Origin of the sequence: Mameliella sp. MMSF_3455 (assembly GCF_030733205.1) — a bacterium.
Classification (GTDB): Bacteria; Pseudomonadota; Alphaproteobacteria; order Rhodobacterales; family Rhodobacteraceae; genus Antarctobacter.
Map to the genome: position 1 here is coordinate 1 of NZ_JASHJL010000011.1, position 18053 is coordinate 18053.

The 18053-nt window shown below is 63.5% G+C and carries 18 protein-coding genes; 3 read left to right on the forward strand and 15 right to left on the reverse strand.

Annotation, left to right across the window (positions count from 1 at the left end; all coding sequences use genetic code 11):
* Window positions 1–216 precede the first annotated feature (216 nt).
* Both aroQ and RBB42_RS10040 read left to right on the forward strand, forming a co-directional pair.
* The gene (gene aroQ / locus RBB42_RS10035; RefSeq protein ID WP_305971414.1) at window positions 217–657 is read left to right on the forward strand and encodes a type II 3-dehydroquinate dehydratase; all 441 of its coding nucleotides are present in this window, start codon (window positions 217–219) and stop codon (window positions 655–657) included.
* Window positions 657–1421 (forward strand): helix-turn-helix transcriptional regulator, encoded by a 765-nt coding sequence (locus RBB42_RS10040; RefSeq protein WP_305971413.1) that lies wholly within the window; start codon window positions 657–659, stop codon window positions 1419–1421. Before aroQ ends, RBB42_RS10040 begins: the two co-directional genes overlap by 1 nt.
* A 519-nt stretch (window positions 1422–1940) precedes the next feature.
* On the opposite strand, the gene tsf is transcribed toward RBB42_RS10040, so the two are convergent.
* The 14 genes from tsf to RBB42_RS10110 form a co-directional block, all read right to left on the reverse strand.
* Window positions 1941–2816 (reverse strand): translation elongation factor Ts, encoded by an 876-nt coding sequence (gene tsf / locus RBB42_RS10045; protein WP_305971412.1) that lies wholly within the window; start codon window positions 2814–2816, stop codon window positions 1941–1943.
* A 125-nt stretch (window positions 2817–2941) separates the two neighbouring features.
* The gene (gene rpsB / locus RBB42_RS10050; RefSeq protein ID WP_305971411.1) at window positions 2942–3718 is read right to left on the reverse strand and encodes a 30S ribosomal protein S2; all 777 of its coding nucleotides are present in this window, start codon (window positions 3716–3718) and stop codon (window positions 2942–2944) included.
* Window positions 3719–3893: 175 nt separating this feature from the next.
* Window positions 3894–4466, reverse strand: coding sequence for a hypothetical protein (locus RBB42_RS10055; protein WP_305971410.1), 573 nt, complete (start codon window positions 4464–4466; stop codon window positions 3894–3896).
* A 108-nt stretch (window positions 4467–4574) separates the two neighbouring features.
* Window positions 4575–5264 carry a phosphate regulon transcriptional regulator PhoB gene (gene phoB, locus RBB42_RS10060; RefSeq protein WP_305971409.1) on the reverse strand — a complete coding sequence of 230 codons (690 nt, stop codon included), beginning with the start codon at window positions 5262–5264 and terminating at the stop codon, window positions 4575–4577.
* A 4-nt stretch (window positions 5265–5268) separates the two neighbouring features.
* Window positions 5269–6009: a phosphate signaling complex protein PhoU gene (gene phoU / locus RBB42_RS10065; protein ID WP_305971408.1), complete on the reverse strand. Its 741-nt coding sequence runs from the start codon at window positions 6007–6009 to the stop codon at window positions 5269–5271.
* The gene (pstB, locus tag RBB42_RS10070) at window positions 6009–6806 is read right to left on the reverse strand and encodes a phosphate ABC transporter ATP-binding protein PstB (RefSeq protein ID WP_305971407.1); all 798 of its coding nucleotides are present in this window, start codon (window positions 6804–6806) and stop codon (window positions 6009–6011) included. Before pstB ends, phoU begins: the two co-directional genes overlap by 1 nt.
* Before the next feature lie 30 nt (window positions 6807–6836).
* Complete coding sequence (pstA, locus tag RBB42_RS10075) at window positions 6837–8168, reverse strand: phosphate ABC transporter permease PstA (protein WP_305971406.1); 1332 nt, start codon at window positions 8166–8168, stop codon at window positions 6837–6839.
* Window positions 8168–9640: a phosphate ABC transporter permease subunit PstC gene (pstC, locus tag RBB42_RS10080; protein WP_305971405.1), complete on the reverse strand. Its 1473-nt coding sequence runs from the start codon at window positions 9638–9640 to the stop codon at window positions 8168–8170. The genes pstA and pstC overlap by 1 nt, the downstream gene beginning before the upstream one ends.
* A gap of 106 nt (window positions 9641–9746) precedes the next feature.
* Entirely contained in the window at window positions 9747–10787 is a 1041-nt protein-coding gene (locus RBB42_RS10085; RefSeq protein ID WP_305971404.1) for a substrate-binding domain-containing protein, read from the reverse strand.
* Between the two features lie 306 nt (window positions 10788–11093).
* A complete protein-coding gene (locus RBB42_RS10090) occupies window positions 11094–12134 on the reverse strand; it encodes an ATP-binding protein (protein ID WP_305971403.1) in 1041 nt (346 codons plus the stop codon).
* A complete protein-coding gene (locus tag RBB42_RS10095; protein ID WP_305971402.1) occupies window positions 12134–13312 on the reverse strand; it encodes a trans-sulfuration enzyme family protein in 1179 nt (392 codons plus the stop codon). Before RBB42_RS10095 ends, RBB42_RS10090 begins: the two co-directional genes overlap by 1 nt.
* A 253-nt stretch (window positions 13313–13565) precedes the next feature.
* On the reverse strand, window positions 13566–14087 hold the full coding sequence (locus RBB42_RS10100) for a gamma carbonic anhydrase family protein (RefSeq protein WP_305971401.1): 522 nt from the start codon (window positions 14085–14087) through the stop codon (window positions 13566–13568).
* On the reverse strand, window positions 14084–14734 hold the full coding sequence (gene gmk, locus RBB42_RS10105) for a guanylate kinase (protein WP_305971416.1): 651 nt from the start codon (window positions 14732–14734) through the stop codon (window positions 14084–14086). The genes RBB42_RS10100 and gmk overlap by 4 nt, the downstream gene beginning before the upstream one ends.
* An 8-nt stretch (window positions 14735–14742) precedes the next feature.
* Window positions 14743–15621 carry a YicC/YloC family endoribonuclease gene (locus RBB42_RS10110; RefSeq protein WP_306043524.1) on the reverse strand — a complete coding sequence of 293 codons (879 nt, stop codon included), beginning with the start codon at window positions 15619–15621 and terminating at the stop codon, window positions 14743–14745.
* Window positions 15622–15872: 251 nt separating this feature from the next.
* Between RBB42_RS10110 and RBB42_RS10115 the strand changes: the two genes are divergently transcribed.
* On the forward strand, window positions 15873–16538 hold the full coding sequence (locus RBB42_RS10115) for a PAS domain-containing protein (RefSeq protein WP_305971399.1): 666 nt from the start codon (window positions 15873–15875) through the stop codon (window positions 16536–16538).
* Between the two features lie 109 nt (window positions 16539–16647).
* Here RBB42_RS10115 and RBB42_RS10120 read toward each other — a convergent pair whose 3' ends face one another.
* Window positions 16648–18018 carry a class II 3-deoxy-7-phosphoheptulonate synthase gene (locus RBB42_RS10120; RefSeq protein ID WP_305971398.1) on the reverse strand — a complete coding sequence of 457 codons (1371 nt, stop codon included), beginning with the start codon at window positions 18016–18018 and terminating at the stop codon, window positions 16648–16650.
* Between the last annotated feature and the right edge of the window lie 35 nt (window positions 18019–18053).

Genomic DNA, 18053 nt, shown 5'->3' on the forward strand with positions numbered 1-18053 from the left:
CGCCCACGGTTGCTCAGAGCAGGTCGGTCGAAACGATACTCGATCTTGCCATCCCAAAATCTGATAATCAGTATTATGTAAATAATAAGCGTTCCGAGACGTCCCCCAAGCGTCCGCAGCGCAACGATTATCCGATAATCCAACCCGAAACCGATGCCGCGCTGGACAGAGACGCCGCAAATCTCATACCCGGACGTAAAGCTTCCGGAGTTGCGTATGACCTCGATCCTCGTCCTGAACGGACCGAACCTGAACCTACTGGGCACCCGTCAGCCCGAAATTTACGGCCACACGACCTTGGCCGATGTCGAGGCGATGTGCGTCGAACACGGCAAGGCGCGCGGGATCGACGTGACCTGCGCCCAGTCGAACCATGAAGGCGCGCTCGTGACCCACATCCAGGAGGCCCGCGGCACCCATGCGGGCATCGTCCTGAACGCGGGTGCCTACACGCATACCTCGATCGCGATGATGGATGCCATCAAGGGCGCCGAGATGCCGACCATCGAATTGCACCTCTCCAATGTCCATGCGCGCGAGGAATTCCGGCACAAGTCATTCATCGCACCTGTTGCAATCGGAGTGATAGCGGGTTTCGGCGCAAACGGGTATAAACTGGCTATAGACGCGCTGCTCGGCTTTCTGGAGACCCGGTGATGACACCTGAACTAAGAGACTACCTGATCGAGGTCACGAATGCCGAAGAGGTCCAGGATCTCTGGGAAAAGCACTGTGCCAAGATGGACAGTTACGGCTTCGACAGGCTGCTCTACGGGTTCACGCGGTTCCTGACGGCGACCAGTTTCGGCGATCCCAATGACTTCATCGTCCTGACCAACCACACGCCTGCCTACCGCAAGGGCTTCGTCGAAGACGGGCTTTACCGTCACGCCCCAATGGTTCGCTGGGCGCTGGAAAACGAAGGCCACTGCAGCTGGCGCGTCATGGCCGAACAGATCAACAAAGGCACGCTGGACGACAAGGCCGCCAAGGTGGTGGCCTTCAACCTGCAGCACAAGGTGCACGCTGGGTACACGATCAGCTTTCAGTCGGTCTCGCACCGGGCCAAGGGGGCGATCTCTCTGACCACGCGCGCCGAGATGAACCAGGATGAAGCAGACGCGGTCTGGGCCGAGCACGGTCAGGATATCGTTCTGCTGAACAACCTCGTACACCTCAAGATCCTCACCCTGCCCCTGCCCCTCGCTGGCCAGAACCTGACACCACGTCAGCGCGAGGCTCTGGAATGGGTTGGGGATGGCAAGACCATGCAGGACATCGCGCAGATCATGGGACTCACGCAGGCAACGGTGGAAAAGCACCTGCGTCTGGCGAGAGAGACCCTGAATGTGGAAACAACCGCCCAAGCCGTCGCCAAGGCCGCGTTTCACAACCAAATGTACATTCTTGAGGCACAGTAGCCACAAATGTCGGGAAATGGTGCACGGGCAAGACGTTAGCGACGTCTGTCCGCGTGATTCCCGCGTGAATTTTTCGCCTTTACCCTTTGGTCAGGAAATCCGTACTTCCCTAACCCAAGGTAAATTGCGATTGTTCACATGTTCCGTGAGTGGTGGCTTTGGCCATGGAACGAAGGAACCGTAACCCGCGTATTACCGGGCCCTGCGGAACCTCCGGTGTAAACCGGGCGCTGGTACGACGGAGGCAATTAGCGCCTTCCGTCGGCCAGCATCCTTTCGGGGTCCCTGGATCTCATCCCCAATGCCTCAACCGGGGACCCCGAATTCATCTCAAACTCAACCTATGCGGGATCTGACTCGGGCGCAAGCACGACACCAGTCCGATATTGAACACCGGCAAAGTCCCGCCTATCTCGCCCTGAAATCCCAGAAAACAAACAAGAAAAAGGCGCCGACCTTCGGTCCGGCGCCTTTCTCGATTCGCAACCGGCAGGGAGCCCCTGCCCTTTCAGGAGTGACTTAGCCCTGGGCGGCCTTGGCCACTTCGGCTGCGAAATCCTCTTCTTTCTTCTCGATGCCTTCACCGACCTGCAGGCGAACAAAGCCGACGATCTCTGCGCCGGCGTCCTTGGCGGCCTGCTCGACGGTCTTGTCGGTGTCCAGAGCGAAAGCCTGGCCCAGCAGCGTCACTTCGGCCATGAACTTCTTCATGCGGCCGACGATCATCTTTTCGATCACGGCGTCGGGCTTGCCCGATTCCTTGGCGATATCGATCTGGACCTGCTTTTCCTTCTCGACCACGGCCGGATCCAGCGAGGCTTCGTTCAGAGCGGCGGGGTTCATGGCCGCGATGTGCATGCCAACCTGCTTGCCGAACTCTTCCGAGCCGCCCTTCATGGCGACCAGAACGCCGATCTGGCCCATGCCGTCAGCGGCCGCGTTGTGGACATAGGCGGCCACGACGTCGCCTTCGACGGATGCCATGCGGCGCAGCGACATGTTCTCGCCGATCTTGGCGACAGCGTCGGTGATGCGTTCGTTGACGGCCTTGCCGCCCATGTCCGCGTCTTTCAGCGCCTCGACGTCCGCCACGTTCAGCGCGGTTTCGGCGATGCCGGCAACCATCTGCTGGAACTCGGCGTTCTTGGCAACGAAGTCGGTTTCCGAGTTGACCTCGACGGCCACGCCCTTGCCGCCGTCGACCTTGACGGCGACGAGGCCCTCTGCCGCGGTGCGGCCGGATTTCTTGGCCGCCTTGGCCAGGCCCTTGGTGCGGAGCCAGTCGATGGCCGCGTCAAAGTCGCCGTCCGTTTCGGTCAGCGCCTTCTTGGCGTCCATCATGCCTGCGCCGGTCATTTCGCGCAGTTCTTTCACCTGTTTTGCAGTGATCGCCATGTCTTGGCTCTCCTCATCGTCTCTTTGCAGGAGGTCGGGTGGCCCCGGCCGCCGGGGATCCCCCGGGCCTTGGCCACCCCTCATGTCACGGACCTGTATCGTTTTTGCGACACAGGCCCCGGGGATCAGCCCTCGGCGTTCTCGCCCGCGTCGGCCAGCAGTTCCTCGGCCGGTGCTTCCTCGAGCGCGCCCAGGTCGACGCCTGCCGCTTCCATCTGGCCGGTCATGCCGTCCAACGCGGCGCGGCTGACGAGATCGCAGTACAGCGCGATGGCGCGGGCTGCGTCGTCGTTGCCGGGAATGATATAGTCGACGCCCTCGGGCGAGCAGTTGGTGTCGACGACGGCCACAACCGGGATGCCCAGCTTGTTGGCTTCGGCAACGGCCAGTTGCTCTTTCTTGACGTCGATGACGAACAGCATGTCCGGCACGCCGCCCATTTCGCGGATCCCGCCCAGCGATGCCTGCAGCTTGGCCTGGTCACGCTCCATGTTGAGGCGCTCTTTCTTGGTGAGGCCTTCGGCGCCACCTTCCATCTGCTCGTCGATCTCGCGCAGGCGGTTGATCGACTGCGACACGGTCTGCCAGTTGGTCAGCGTGCCGCCCAGCCAGCGGTGGTTCATGTAGTACTGTGCACATTTCTCGGCGGCTTCGGCGATCGGCTGGGCAGCCTGACGCTTGGTGCCGACGAACAGCACGCGGCCGTTCTTGGCCACACATTCGCGAATGGCGTTCAGGGCAGCGTCCAGCATCGGGACGGTCTGCGTCAGGTCCATGATGTGGATGCCGTTGCGCGCACCGTAGATGAACTCGCCCATGCGGGGGTTCCAGCGCTGCGTCTGGTGGCCAAAATGAACGCCAGCTTCCAGCAGCTGACGCATGGTGAACTCGGGAAGAGCCATGCCTTCTATCCTTTCCGGTTTCAATCCTCGGCGGGGGATCAAGGCAACTGCCTCAACCGGTGGACCTTTGGGGATGTCTGTCCAATAGGCCCGCCCCCGCCTGCGGGGTTCGTGCCGCGCGCATTACAGCGGTTTCACAAGGGGCGCAAGGGGCAAAGGGCCCGGGTGGCCAAGGTCAGCGAAAGATCCCGTCCAGAAAGCCCCAACCGCTGTCATCCTCGATGTCGATGGGATCGGAATATCCGCCCGTCAGGTAACCGGTAAACCCTTCCTCCACATCCATCTGGCGCAGAATCAGCGTGCCATATTCAGACGGCCAGCCAACGCTCAGGGACTGTGCACCGTCAGGCAAAGTGCCGGCAAAGAACAGCCGCGATTCCCGAGGCAAAGAGACGTCCACGACCTCGTCCACCTGGATCTCTGTCACGCGGAGGGGCACCGTTTTTCCGTCGACCCGGATCGTCACCCTGTCCAGAACGTCCCCGGTTTCCGCCTCGATCCGTTCCTTGAATTCCTCTGCGGGCAGCGCGCGCAACTGGTCGACGGCATCGGAACGGTCGGTCTCGTTGGTATCCTCGACACCTTCGAGGTCGATCCCGGCCAGGACCGGTTCCATGCTCATGCGCAGGACAAGCGTGATCCGGCCATCCGGTGTCTCAAGATCGGCGATTGCCGGACGCACCTCATGCGCCTCTACCGCGCCAAGCGGAACCACGAAGGCCAGAACTGTCAGAAAGCCGCGTATCACGGAATGCATCCTCACCTGCTGCACAGCAGATAAGATGACGCGTTCACTTCGCAGATCAAGCGGTCAGTGGCGAGGACGGAGAAAAGGACACCGCCCTGCCCTTTTGCATCACCCCAAAGCATAACCGGCGCCGCGCACCGTGCGCAGCGGATCGTTTCCGCCATGCTGGCACAACGCCTTGCGAAGGCGCCCGATATGAACATCCACGGTGCGGGTGTCGACATAGATGTCGCGCCCCCAGACCCGGTCAAGCAACTGTTCGCGCGACCAGACCCGGCCGGGCTTTTCCATGAATGTCGTCAGCAGACGGAATTCCGTCGGCCCCAGTTTCAGCGCCTTGTTGTCACGCGTCACGCGGTGGGTTTCGCTGTCGAGCACGATGTCCTCGTATTCAAGGCGCAACCCGGCAGCGGCCGGACGCGCGCGCCGCAGCTGTGCGCGCACCCGAGCCATCAGTTCGATCACCGAGTAGGGTTTGACCACGTAGTCATCCGCCCCGGTTTCAAGCCCGCGCACCCGGTCCACCTCTTCGGACCGGGCCGAAAGCATGATGATCGGCACGCTGCGGGTGTCGGGGCGGGTCTTGATCTGGCGACAGACCTCGATCCCCGAGACGTTGGGCAGCATCCAGTCCAGCACGATGATGTCCGGGCTTTCCTCGTCGATCAGCACCAGCGCTTCTTCACCGTTCTCGGCCCGCGCGACGCGGAACCCCTCGGCTTCGAGATTGTAGGTCAGGACCTCCCGTTGCGCGGCTTCGTCCTCGACCACCAGGACTGTCGGCTGATCTGCGGCCATGTGATCAATCTCCGTTCTGATCCGCATCCGGCGCCAGGGCGGCGTCGGTCGATGTGCGGTCCGCCTTTTCCCGAGGCTCTTCCGGCTTGCGGCCGGTCGTCAGGAAAACGACCTGCTCGGCGATCGAGGTCACATGGTCGCCCATGCGTTCGATGTTCTTGGCGATGAAATGCAGGTGCATGCAGGCGGTGATGTTGCGCGGATCTTCCAGCATGAACGTCAGGAATTCGCGGAACAGCGTGTTGTACATCTGGTCCACGTCCCGGTCGCGCTCGATCACGTCCTCGGCCAGGGCTACGTCGCGCTGGATATAGGCGTCGAGCGCGTCCTTGAGCATCAGTTCGACCTCGCGCGCCATGCGGCGCAACGAGGGCGCCGTGCCGCCGATGGCCTGCATCTGCACCAGCACGCCGGTCCGCTTGGCGATATTCTTGCTGAGGTCACCCATGCGTTCCAGGTTGGCCGACATGCGCATGACCGACAGGACGATGCGCAGGTCCGATGCGGTCGGCGCCCGCAAGGCGATCACCCGGGCCGCCTCTTCGTTCAGGCTTTCCTCCAGCGCGTCGATGGCGGCATCGTTGCGGCGCACCAGATCGGCCAGTTCCTCGTCGCGGGTCTCCAGCGACTTGGCGGATTGCATGATGGCGGCCTCGACAAGCCCCCCCATCTTCATGATCTGGGCCTGGATGCCTTCCAGATCGCGGTCGAAGGCGCTGGCGATATGTTGATTGAGGTCTGACATTAGCCGATCCGTCCCGTGATGTAGCTTTCCGTCCGGCTGTCCACCGGGTTGGTGAAAATCTTGCCGGTGTCGCCAAATTCCACGAGGTTCCCCAGGTGGAAGAAGGCGGTCTTCTGGCTGACGCGCGCGGCCTGCTGCATCGAGTGGGTCACGATGACGACCGAGTAGTCCTGCCGCAACTCGTCGATCAGTTCCTCGACCTGGCTGGTCGCGATCGGGTCAAGCGCCGAACAGGGTTCGTCCATCAGCAGGACCTCGGGTTCGGTGGCCACGGCGCGGGCGATGCACAGGCGCTGTTGCTGGCCGCCCGACAGGCCGGTGCCCGGCGCGTCCAGACGGTCCTTGACCTCGTCCCAGATGGCGCCGCGGCGCAGGCTTTTCTCGACGATCTCGTCGAGATCCGCCTTGGACTTGGCCAGCCCGTGAATGCGCGGGCCGTAGGCGATGTTGTCATAGATCGACTTCGGGAACGGGTTCGGCTTCTGGAAGACCATGCCGACCTTGGCGCGCAGTTGCACCGGGTCGACCCGTTTGTCGTAGATGTCCTCGCCGTCGATCATGATGTCACCTTCGACGCGGCAGACGTCGATGGTGTCGTTCATCCGGTTCAGGCAGCGCAGGAAGGTGGACTTGCCACAGCCAGACGGGCCGATGAAGGCTGTGACGGTCTTGTCCTCGATGTCACAGTCCACGTCTTTGATGGCATGGGTGGTGCCGTAATAGACCTGCACCTTGCGGGCGCTGATCTTGATGTCCTGCTGGTCCACGTCTCTCTCCGTATGCGGTGCGTCGTACATTGTTACTCTCCTAGATCCGCTGCCCGGGCCTTACCAGCGGCGCTCGAAACGGCGGCGCAGAATGATTGCGATGATGTTCATGGTCAGCAGGAAGATGAGCAGGATGATGATACCGCCCCAGGCCTTTTCGTAAAACGCCTGATCCGCGCGCGCAGCCCAGGTGTAGATCTGCGCGGGCATGGCCGAGTTCGGGTCGGTGAAGCCGCTGATGAACCCATCCGGATAACCGCGGGCGACAAAGCCCACCATGCCGATCAGCAAGAGCGGCGCGGTCTCTCCCAGCGCCTGCGCCAGGCCGATAATCGTGCCGGTCAGGATGCCGGGCATGGCCAGGGGCAGAACGTGGTGGAACACCGCCTGCATCTTGGAGGCGCCCACACCCAGCGCCGCGTCGCGGATCGAGGGCGGCACCGCCTTGAGCGAGGCGCGTGTCGAGATGATGATCGTCGGCAGGGTCATCAGCGTCAGGACCAGGCCACCGACCAGAGGTGCCGATTGCGGCAGGTGCATGAACTGGATGAAGACGGCCAGACCCAGGATGCCGAAGACGATCGACGGGACGGCTGCAAGGTTCGAGATGTTCACCTCGATCATGTCGGTCCAGCGGTTCTGCGGCGCGAATTCCTCGAGGTAGATCGAGGCCGCGACACCGATGGGCAGCGACAGCAACAGCACCACCAGCATCATGAAGAACGAGCCCACCACAGACGCCCCGATGCCGGCGCCCCCGGGGTTGTCCACGCCGGAATCCGCACCGGTGATGAACCCCCAGTCAAACGCGGTGTGGATGATGCCGGCCTCGGCCAGCGCGTCCACGAGATCGAGATCGGCCAGCGTCAGGAAGCGGCTGTCCTGCAGGGTCTCGCGCTGCACGCGGCCTTTGAAATAGCCGTCCACGCGCGAGGCGGCGTTCAGCTTGAAAGCCACTTCCTCGCCCAGCTGATCGGGGTTTGCGGTGTAGTATTCCCGCAGCGTGCTGCCGATCTTGCCCATGATCCGTTCGATGGCCGCCTCGTCAAAGGCCACCTGCACATTCTCCGTCTCCAGCTTTTTCTGCAGGGCAGAGATGAAGTAGCCGGAATAGGCCTTGGTCTTGAACAGCTGGCCCTCGGCCTCGTCGAACTCTTCCTGCGTCAGGGTGAAATTGACGTCGACAACGGTCGTGGTGAAGGCCGGCAGGCCCGAGCGGACGATCGAGAATGCCAGAACGGCAAGAAAGAACAGGCCGGTGGCAATGGCGAGAATCCCGTAGGCCTGGAACCGTTTTTCCGCCGCGTTGCGCTTTTTCGTGCGCGCGTCTTCGCTCACCAGAGAGGTCTTGGCCCGGCGCGGCCGGGGCGTATCCATGCTTGCGTCGGTCATTAGTCGTACTGCTCCCGGTATTTGCGCACGATGTAGAGGGCGAAGACGTTCAGCCCCAGCGTCATGATGAAGAGGGTCATCCCCAGGGCGAAAGCCACCAGAGCCTCGGGCGAGGCAAAGTCGCTGTCGCCGGTCAGCTGGCTGACGATCTTGGCGGTCACGGTGGTCATTGCCTCGAAGGGGTTGAGGCTGAGCCGGGCGGCGGCCCCTGCCCCCAGCACCACGATCATGGTTTCACCGATGGCGCGCGAGGTTGCCAGAAGCACGGCCCCCACGATGCCCGGCAGGGCGGCGGGCAGGATCACTTGCTTGATGGTCTCGGACTTGGTTGCGCCCAACCCGTAAGAGCCGTCACGCATCGCTTGCGGGACCGCGTTGATGATGTCGTCACTGAGCGAGCTGACGAAGGGGATCAGCATGATGCCCATGGCGAGGCCCGCGGTGATCACCGCACGCTGGCCACCCATCCAGCCGGTCCCGTCGGGGCCGAAGACGCTCAGCAGCATCGGGCCGATGGTCAGCAGCGCAAAGAGACCGTAGACGATGGTCGGGATCCCGGCCAGCACCTCGAGCATCGGCTTGGCAAAGCTGCGCACCGGCTTCGAAGCGTATTCCGACAGGTAGACGGCGGCAAAAAGCCCGATCGGCACCGCCACGATCAGCGCGACCAGCGAAATGTACAAGGTCCCCCAGAGCAGCGGCAGAACGCCCAGGCTGGACGCGCCGCCCCGGCCGGAAAAGCTGGGCGCCCATTCCAGCAAGGTGAAGAACTCGCTGGCGGGATAAAGGCGGAAGAACTCGATGGTATTGCCGATCAACGAAAACAGGATGCCGACCGTGGTCAAGACCGCGATCGAGGCGGCCGCGATCAGCAACGCCATGACACCTTTTTCGACCGAGTTGCGGGCGCGGAACGCTTTGTGCGTCTCCTTGAGACCCCAGAGCGCGCCCAGAAGCGCGACCAGGATCACCGCGCCGGTCATGACCATGTTGCCGGTGCCGTTGACGATGCGGTATTTCTGCGCGGCGCGCAGGACCGGCTGCGTGATCTGGTTGGTCACGACCTGGTTGGCATCCTTCAGACGCTGCGTGACATCGGTGAAATCGGCACGCGCGTTGCGCGCGAATTCCTCTGTCATCACACCGGCTGCCACCGCGTTGTCGAGCCCCTCGGCGGTGCGGCGCACCTCGGACAGTACCAGCCCGCGGCTCGAACCCTCGGGGATGTCGCTGGCCGGGATCATGCCGGAAATCACGTTGGTGACGTAGAACGGCTGGGCCACGAGCCAGACGACCAACAGCAAGCAGGCCGGAACGACGGCCTTCAGCGCCACGTTCGACCCGTAGTAGGTCGGCAGCGAATGCAGGTGACGGCGGTCGCCCCCGGCGCTTTGCAACGCGCGGCCACGGCCGAGGAAATACCCCGCCGCCGCCAGCGCGAGCACGATCACGATGAGCCAGAAAACAGGCATGTGCCCCCCGAAGTCAGGTATGATTGAAAAGGTCCTAAAAGCATTGGGGGCGGCGGAATATGCCGCCCCCGCAGGCGTCAGGTGAAATCGACCCTCGAAGGGGTGATTACATGCCTTCGCCCATCACGACTTCGTCGGCGACCATCTGCTGGGTCTTGGCCAGCTCGGGGTCGGACACCAGGCCGTAGTTGGCGAGCGGGCCGGAGGGGCCTGCCAGCTCGTCAGCGACGAAGAACTGGGCGTATTCCTTGAGGCCGGGGATCACGCCGATGTGTGCCTTCTTGACGTAGAAGTACAGCGGGCGCGACACCGGGTACTCGCCCGACGCGATGGTCTCGGTCGAGGGCATGACGCCGGCCATGGTGGCGACTTTCAGCTTGTCGGTGTTGTTCTCGTAGAACGCCAGGCCGAACACGCCGATGCCGTGTGCGTTGGCGTCGATCGAGGCGAGGGTCTCGGTGTAGTCACCGTCGATGTCGACCGAACGGCCGTCGGTGCGGACCTCGAGGCAAGCGTCTTCGGCGTCGTCCTCGGACATGCCGGCCGCGATCATCGCGTCGTGGGCGCCGGTCATCTCGCAGCCAACCGCGATCACCTTCTCTTCGAACACTTCACGGGTGCCGTGCTTGGTGCCCGGGATGAAGGCCAGAATCTCGGCGTCCGGCAGATCGGCGTTGAAGTCCGACCACTTGGTGTAGGGGTTGTCGACCAGCTCGCCGTCGACCATGACCTTCGGCGCCAGGGCGTTGAAGATGTCTGCCTGGGTGAAGGCGTTGTAGGCCGGGCCGTCCTGCTGCGAGGCAAAGACGATGCCGTCATAGCCGATGCGGACTTCGATGATGTCGGTCACACCGTTTTCGGCGCAGGCCTTGATTTCCTTTTCGCGGATCTTGCGCGACGCGTTGGCCACGTCGGTGTGCTCGGTGCCGACACCCTGGCAGAAACGCTTCAGGCCAGCCGAGGAGCCGCCGGATTCCACAACCGGGGTCGGGAAGTCGGTGTTGGCACCAAAGGCTTCGGCCACGATCGAGGCGTAGGGCAGAACGGTCGAGGAACCGGCCACCTGGATGTTGTCACGGGCAGCAGCGGCGGTTGCCGAGACAGCTGCGATCGCCATGGCGGAGGCGGTCAGTTTAGCGAATTTCATGGATAGCTCCCTGAACTTAGGAATCAGTCATCCCCACGATGACCTTGGCCCGGACCGCTAAAGGCCCCGCGCTATGGTTTTGTGACGCTTCGGTAACAGTTTTATGACACCCGCCAGTTGAGGCCGATCAACCCCCTGTCAGGGCTGACGAATCGAACCCACCCGGCGGATCGGCAGCAAAGGCAACAGGCCGGACCCGACGTCAGCAAGGACCAAGCGACGCAAGCCACTGTTACATTCGGCGCCATCAAAAAGGCCCCCCGAATCGAAACGGAGGGCCGTATGGGCGGGAACTGTCGGGCCAGGTCAGCCCACGGGCAGGATGATCGTAAAACGGGTGCCTTGCCACTTTTTGCTGTCGATCCGGAGCCGTCCGCGGTGTCGGTTGACGATATGCTTGACGATCGCCAGCCCCAGCCCCGTGCCGCCCATCTCGCGTGAGCGGTGGTTGTCGACCCGGTAGAACCGTTCGGTCAGGCGCGGCAGATGGATAGGGTCGATCCCCGGGCCGCTGTCCTCGACGACCAGCGTCACGCCCTGCCCCTGCAAGCGCGAGACATAGTCAGCGGCCGACAGGCGCACCGTGACCGTCGTGCCTTCACCGCTGTACTTGATGCCGTTTTCGATCAGGTTTGTCAGGACCTGGCGCAACTGGTCCTCATCCCCGGGCACCATCACTCGCCGCCCCTCTGGCAGATCATGGGCCAGGGTCACACCGTTGTCCTCTGCCATCGGCGTCAGCCCCTGGATGGTCGAAAGCACCAGTTCCGCCAGGTCCAGCCGAGAGGTCGGGCGCACGCGCTCTTCGGCCTCGACCCGGCTCAGGGACAGCAGATCGCCGACAAGGCGGTTCATCCGGTGGGCCTCGGCCTCCATAATGTCGAGGAATCTCTGCTGCCCGGCGGGATCGTTGCGGGCCGGTCCCTTCAGGGTTTCGATGAACCCGATCAGGGCGGTCAGCGGCGTGCGCAGTTCATGGCTGACGTTGGCGACGAAATCACGCCGCATCTGCACCAGTTGATGCGCATGGGTCACGTCCTCGAACGAGACCATGACACCGCCGCCGGTGGGCAGGTTCACCGCACGCACGGACACGCGAAAGGTGGTGTCCTGACGACCGTCGTTGCCAAGGTAGTCGGTGGCACGTGGCGCCCCGTCGCGCAAGCAGTTCTCGATGGCGTCCAGCAATTGCGGCTGACGCAGCGCCGTCAGGAAATGCCGCCCGCCGATACCCGCGCCCAACAGGGCGCGGGCCGGTTCGTTCGCCGCCTCGATCCGTTCGTCGCTGCGGATCACCAGGGCGGGCATCGGCACCGCGTCGACGAAACCGGCGACGAAGTCGGACATCAGGCGGCGCCCCTTGCCGCGGCAAGCCCGTCGGCGAAACAGGCGATCAGGGCGTCAGGGTCTTCAAGGCCAACGGAGACGCGGAAGAACCCTTCGGACACCCCCATCTTTGCGCGCGCCTCGGGCGTCAGGGCCCGGTGCGAGGACGATGCGGGATGCGACAGCGTGGTGCCCACGTCGCCCAGCGTGGGTGCAAAGGCGATGCCGCTGGCGGCTTCGGCAAAGGCATTTGCCGCCGCACGCCCGCCCTCGATTTCAAAGCTGACCATGTGACCGCCCTGCCCCTTGAGCAGCGATTGTGCACGCGCTGCCTCGGGGTGATCGGGCCGGGTGGGATACAGCACCCGCGTTACGCCCTCGGCGCCGGAAAGGTAATCCGCCAGACGTTGCGATGTGTCCTGCGCGCGTGCATAGCGCAGCGCAAAGGTCGCAAGGCCCCGTTCGGCCAGCCAGCAATCAAAGGGGCTGGGCGTCATGCCCGTGGTGACGGCAAAGATGCGCATCCGCTCGGCCAGTTCCGGGTCTTTTGCCGCGACCCACCCAAGGGTGGCGTCGGAGTGGCCGGCCAGCAGCTTGGTCACCGAATGCAGAACGATGTCGGCGCCATGCTCGAAGGGCCGGATTCCCAGAGGCGTGGTAAAGGTGTTGTCCACCACCAGCAGCACGCCTCGTTCCGCGCAGACCTCTGCCACGGCGTCCAGGTCCGCAATGCGGATGGTCGGGTTCGAGACCACTTCGATCAGCACCATTCGGGTTTCCGGGCGGATCGCCTTGGCCACTGCGGTCGCGTCGGTGGCATCCACCAGCGTGGTCGCGATCCCAAGGCGCGGCAGATCCTCGGCCATCATGCGCAACGACCGGCCATACAATTGATCTGCACCGATCACATGTTCGCCGGTCTTGCACAGGCCCAGCAGGACCGCGCTGACCGCCGCCATGCCAGAGCCGAGCACAAGCCCCCCGCTGGCCCCTTCGAGCGCATCGATACGCTGCGCCAGGATATCCGCATTCGGGTGCCCCTCACGCGCGTAGGTATAGCCGGTTTCGCGGCCCTCGTACTGGGAGTCGAGTTCATCCGGAGAGGTCGATGCATAAACCACCGAAGGTGCAATCGGAGAAATCACCGGCGTCGAGAGAGAAGCGGGCCAACCGGCCGGACGTTGCAGGGTTTTTTTCATGTGTGGTGGTTCCTTTTGTCTGCGCCGACGCTGCTTAGCCCATCGTCCCGGCGTCGTCGATAGTCCCGGAGAGCCATCTCCGTTCGACGCAACGACAGGAATGCAGTCCAGATTTCATCCGCCCCGTCCCAAGCCGGAACAGACCGTTGCGTCGAAGGCGTGTCAGGATCGCCGGCCGGGCTGTCGTGCGGATGCACCAAGCTGTGAACGTACCACGCCGACCGACTGACGCCGTCTTTACGCCAACCGCTCTTCAGACCGGTTTCAGGCCAGCGGCAAAACGTGCCGCGTTGGCCTGGTAGCCAAGGGCGGATTTCTTCAGACCTTCGATGGCCGCCTCGTCCAGTTGACGAACAACCTTGCCCGGCATCCCCATCACCAGGCTGCCGTCGGGGATTTCCTTGCCTTCGGTCACGAGAGCGCCGGCACCGATCAGGCAATTCCGCCCGATCTTGGCGCCGTTGAGGATCGTCGCCCCCATGCCGATCAGCGTGTTGTCCCCGATGGTACAGCCGTGCAGCATGACCTTGTGCCCGATGGTGCAGCCCTTCCCGATCACCAGCGGATACCCCATGTCGGTGTGACAGACAGTGTTCTCCTGCAGGTTCGATCCTTCGCCGACACGGATTTCCTCGTTGTCGCCGCGCAGCGTGCAGCCGAACCAGACCGAGGACTTCGCCTCCATCACCACCTTGCCGATCAGGTTGGCATCCGGCGCGACCCAGGCGTCCGAGGCCAGTTCCGGGGCGATCCCGTCCAATGCGTACAGCGTCATGACAGTTCCTCGAATTCGGTTTGCAGGTGGCGGACGTGTTCAACCAGCGCGGGCTGTTGCGAGCGCCGCAGGCGGGTTGCGGTGACGATTGTCTTCAGACGGTCGAAGGTGGCGTCCAGATCATCGTTGACCAACACGAAGTCATAGCCATCCCAATGGCTGATCTCGTCCCAGCTTTTCTGCATCCGCTTGGCGATCACATCCGGCGCATCCTGTCCCCGGCTGACCAGCCGGCGGTGCAGTTCCTCGATCGACGGCGGCAGGATGAAGACCGACAGCGTATGCTGGCCAAGCGCAGAGTTGCGGATCTGCTGCGCCCCCTGCCAGTCGATATCGAACAGCACGTCGCAGCCCTGTCCGATCGCCTCTTCGACGGGTGCGCGGGGGCTGCCGTAGAAATTGCCGAACACATGCGCGTGTTCCAGCATGCCCTGCTCGGCGACCGACCGCTTGAAGCTTTCCTCGGTCATGAAATGGTAATGCTCGCCATCCACCTCGCCGGGGCGCGGCTTGCGCGTTGTGGCAGAGACCGAAAACCGCAACGAGGGGTCCCAGTCCAGCAGGCGCCGCGAGAGCGTGGATTTCCCCGCCCCCGAGGGCGAGGAGAGGATGATGAGCAAACCGCGGCGGGTCGTGTCGGGAGTCATGGTCAGGGTCACTCTACGTTCTGGACCTGCTCGCGCATCTGGTCGATCACGGTCTTTAGCGCCAGGCCCGCGCGCGTCAACTGCGTGTCGCCGGATTTCGAACAGAGCGTGTTGGCCTCGCGGTTGAACTCCTGCATCAGGAAATCGAACTTGCGTCCCACGGCCCCCTTGACCTCCAGCAGTTCGCGGGCGGCGGCGATATGGGCACGCAGCCGGTCGATTTCCTCGGTGATGTCGGATTTCACCGCGATCAGCGCCAGTTCCTGTGCCAGGCGCGCCTCGTCGACGCCATCGGCATTTTCGATCACGCGACGCAACTGTTCTCTCAGGCGCTCGGTCTGATGCGGCTGGCGTTCGGCCACGGCGGCCTGGGCCTCGTCCACCAGCTCCGCGATCTCGTCCAGTTGCTGGATCAGGATACGGGCAAGCGCGCTGCCTTCCGACCGGCGCATGGCGACAAAGCTGTTCAGCGCCAGGTCGAAGTCCGCCAGCAGCTCGGTGCACAGCGCCTTCGGGTCCGCCTCGGGCACCTCGGCAGTCAGCACGCCGCGCAGGGCCACGATCTCTGCCGCGGTTGACGGCGCCAGTGACAGCCCCTTGTCCATCGCGTCGCTTTCGATCCGCTGCATCGCGGCCAGGACGGCAGCCAGCTGCGCCTCGTCGACGCGCAGCCCGCCCTCGGTCTCTTCTGCGGCCAGCTTCAGCGAGATCTGCACGTTCCCGCGTTTCAGCCGTTCCGCACAGCGTGCCCGAACGCCGGCCTCCAGCCCTTCGATCCCGTCCGGAATGCGCAGTCGCAGGTCCAGCCCCTTGCCGTTGACCCCGCGCAATTCCCATGTCCAGCTGCGGCCAAGACCCTGGCCGTTCTGGCTGGCGAAGCCCGTCATGGATTGCCGCATCTCGCCTCTCCCCTCGTATTGCCAAAGGGGGTATCGGCAGACGCGTCCGGGCGCAAGCACCCTGCCGGTTCGTTAACCTTCGCTTTAGAAATAGGACGAATTTGAGGCGAACCTCTGCTAGTAATGATTTCGTAACCTTGATTAAGCAGGCTTGGTGGCAGGGGGCCCGCCATGCTGCACCGGACGACAGGAATTTTGGCATGTTGGGCAAAGGCGGAAGTGGCGAGGACGTCGTTTCAATGACGGATCGGGAAAAGATGCGGCGGCTGGCGCCACTGCGGCAGGTCGAGGCCTATTGGCACGGCCTTTGCGCCCGCGATGCCGTGCCGCTGCGCAGTCAGATCGACCCGCGCGGCATGGAGGACGCGCTGGAAAGCGCATTCCTGATGGAACGTATCGCGCCCACGATGGCAAAGATCCGCGTGGCAGGCACGCATCTCAACGACCTGATGGGCATGCAGATCGCCGGGATGCCCCTGTCCAGCCTGATCGCGCCCTCGGACCGTGAGCGTTTTGGCCAGGCGGTGGCAGAGCTTTTCGCCGGCCCCTGCATCGTCCGTATCGATCTCACCGCCGAAGGCGGGTTCGGCAAGCCGGACATGGAGGCCAACATGGTGCTTCTTCCGCTGCGCTCGGATTTCGGCGACCAGACCCGCGCGCTGGGCGCCCTTGTCAGCCACGGCCGGATCGGGCGTACGCCACGTCGCTTCGTGCTGCGCCATGTCGAGGTGACACCGGCCCTGACCGGAAAAGATGTCGTCCCAACGCATCGCCCCAAGGAAATCGAGCCAAGCCTGCGCGAGGACCCCGCACGTTTTGCCCCGCGGGCCAGCGAACCGAATGAAAGCACGCGCGCGCCGATCACGGAACGCGGCCACCTCAAGCTGATAGTCAAGAACGACTGAGACGGGCCGTCATCGTTCAGGGGACGCCCCGAAACACGAAGCGGCCCAAGTGAAATCGCCCCCGCAGTTTCCTGCGGGGGCGTTCCTCATTGCTGGGGCGTCAGCCTTCTCAGGCGCTGGCCGCTTCCTTTGCCTTCTCGCGACGCGCGACCAGTTCCTCGGCCACGAGGAAGGCAAGTTCCAGCGACTGCGAGGCGTTCAGGCGCGGGTCGCAGGCGGTGTGGTAGCGATCCGACAGGTCCTCTTCGGTCACTTCGCGGACACCGCCGGTGCATTCGGTCACGTCGAGACCGGTCATCTCGAAATGCACACCGCCCGGGGTCGTGCCCTCGGCCTCGTGAATCGAGAAGAACTCGCGCACTTCGCGCAGGATCGAGTCGAAGGGCCGCGTCTTGTAGCCGGTGGCCGACTTGATGACATTGCCGTGCATCGGGTCGCAGACCCAGGTCACGTTGGCGCCTTCTTCCTGGACCGCCTTGATGAGGCGGGGCAGGTTCTCACCGACCTTGCCTGCACCGAAACGCGCGATCAGGGTCAGCTTTCCTTCCTCGTTCTTCGGGTTCAGGCGTTGCATCAACACCTTGAGATCCTCGGCGGTGGTCGTCGGGCCGCACTTGAGTCCCACGGGGTTCAGCACGCCGCGAGCAAATTCCACATGCGCGCCATCCGGCTGCCGCGTGCGGTCGCCGATCCAGATCATGTGGCCGGACCCAGCCAGCCAGTTGCCCGAGGTCGAATCTCGGCGGCAAAGCGCCTCTTCGTACTCCAGCAGCAATGCCTCGTGCGAGGTGTAGAACTCTACCATCGACAGGGTGTGCGCCTGGGCCCCGGTCACGCCGGCCGCCTTGATGAAGTCCAGCGTGTCGGAAATCCGACCGGCCATCTCGCGGTACTTGGAGGCCTTCTCACCCTCGGTAAAGCCGAGCGTCCACTGGTGCACTTGGTGCACGTCGGCGTAACCGCCGGTCGAGAAAGCCCGCAGCAGGTTCAGCGTGGCGGCCGCCTGGGTGTAGGCCCGCAGCATCTTCGACGGATCGGGGATCCGGGCCTCGGGCGTGAAGTCCAGTTCGTTGATGATGTCGCCGCGGTAGCTGGGCAGTTCGACGCCATCCTTGACCTCGGTGGGCGCGGAGCGCGGCTTGGCGAACTGACCCGCCATGCGACCCACCTTCACCACCGGGACCTTGGCGCCATAGGTCAGGACCATGGCCATCTGCAGCATCACCTTGAAGGTGTCGCGGATCGCATCGGCAGAGAACTGGTCAAAGCTCTCGGCGCAATCGCCGCCCTGCAGCAGGAAGGCCTCGCCACGGCCGGCGGCGGCCAGGTGGCTTTTGAGTGTGCGCGCCTCACCGGCAAAGACCAGCGGCGGATACTTGGCCAACTGTGCCTCTACGGCATGCAGGGCCTCGGCGTCCGTATACTCGGGCATCTGAACCCGCGGCTTGGCACGCCAGTTCGTTTTCTGCCACTCGGTCATCTGTTTTCTCCGGTTGATCGTTTTCGAGCGCTAAC

Excerpts from the sequence above, each read along its gene's own strand:
- RBB42_RS10110 (WP_306043524.1), bottom strand. The coding sequence starts at position 15,621 with ATGACGGGCTTCGCCAGCCAGAACGGCCAGGGTCTTGGCCGCAGCTGG.
- tsf (WP_305971412.1), bottom strand. The coding sequence starts at position 2,816 with ATGGCGATCACTGCAAAACAGGTGAAAGAACTGCGCGAAATGACCGGC.
- RBB42_RS10100 (WP_305971401.1), bottom strand. The coding sequence starts at position 14,087 with ATGACGCTGTACGCATTGGACGGGATCGCCCCGGAACTGGCCTCGGAC.
- pstC (WP_305971405.1), bottom strand. The coding sequence starts at position 9,640 with ATGCCTGTTTTCTGGCTCATCGTGATCGTGCTCGCGCTGGCGGCGGCG.
- RBB42_RS10040 (WP_305971413.1), top strand. The coding sequence starts at position 657 with ATGACACCTGAACTAAGAGACTACCTGATCGAGGTCACGAATGCCGAA.
- pstB (WP_305971407.1), bottom strand. The coding sequence starts at position 6,806 with ATGTACGACGCACCGCATACGGAGAGAGACGTGGACCAGCAGGACATC.
- RBB42_RS10115 (WP_305971399.1), top strand. The coding sequence starts at position 15,873 with ATGACGGATCGGGAAAAGATGCGGCGGCTGGCGCCACTGCGGCAGGTC.
- phoB (WP_305971409.1), bottom strand. The coding sequence starts at position 5,264 with ATGGCCGCAGATCAGCCGACAGTCCTGGTGGTCGAGGACGAAGCCGCG.
- pstA (WP_305971406.1), bottom strand. The coding sequence starts at position 8,168 with ATGACCGACGCAAGCATGGATACGCCCCGGCCGCGCCGGGCCAAGACC.
- RBB42_RS10120 (WP_305971398.1), bottom strand. The coding sequence starts at position 18,018 with ATGACCGAGTGGCAGAAAACGAACTGGCGTGCCAAGCCGCGGGTTCAG.
- RBB42_RS10090 (WP_305971403.1), bottom strand. The coding sequence starts at position 12,134 with ATGTCCGACTTCGTCGCCGGTTTCGTCGACGCGGTGCCGATGCCCGCC.
- rpsB (WP_305971411.1), bottom strand. The coding sequence starts at position 3,718 with ATGGCTCTTCCCGAGTTCACCATGCGTCAGCTGCTGGAAGCTGGCGTT.
- gmk (WP_305971416.1), bottom strand. The coding sequence starts at position 14,734 with ATGACTCCCGACACGACCCGCCGCGGTTTGCTCATCATCCTCTCCTCG.
- RBB42_RS10095 (WP_305971402.1), bottom strand. The coding sequence starts at position 13,312 with ATGAAAAAAACCCTGCAACGTCCGGCCGGTTGGCCCGCTTCTCTCTCG.
- phoU (WP_305971408.1), bottom strand. The coding sequence starts at position 6,009 with ATGTCAGACCTCAATCAACATATCGCCAGCGCCTTCGACCGCGATCTG.
- RBB42_RS10085 (WP_305971404.1), bottom strand. The coding sequence starts at position 10,787 with ATGAAATTCGCTAAACTGACCGCCTCCGCCATGGCGATCGCAGCTGTC.
- aroQ (WP_305971414.1), top strand. The coding sequence starts at position 217 with ATGACCTCGATCCTCGTCCTGAACGGACCGAACCTGAACCTACTGGGC.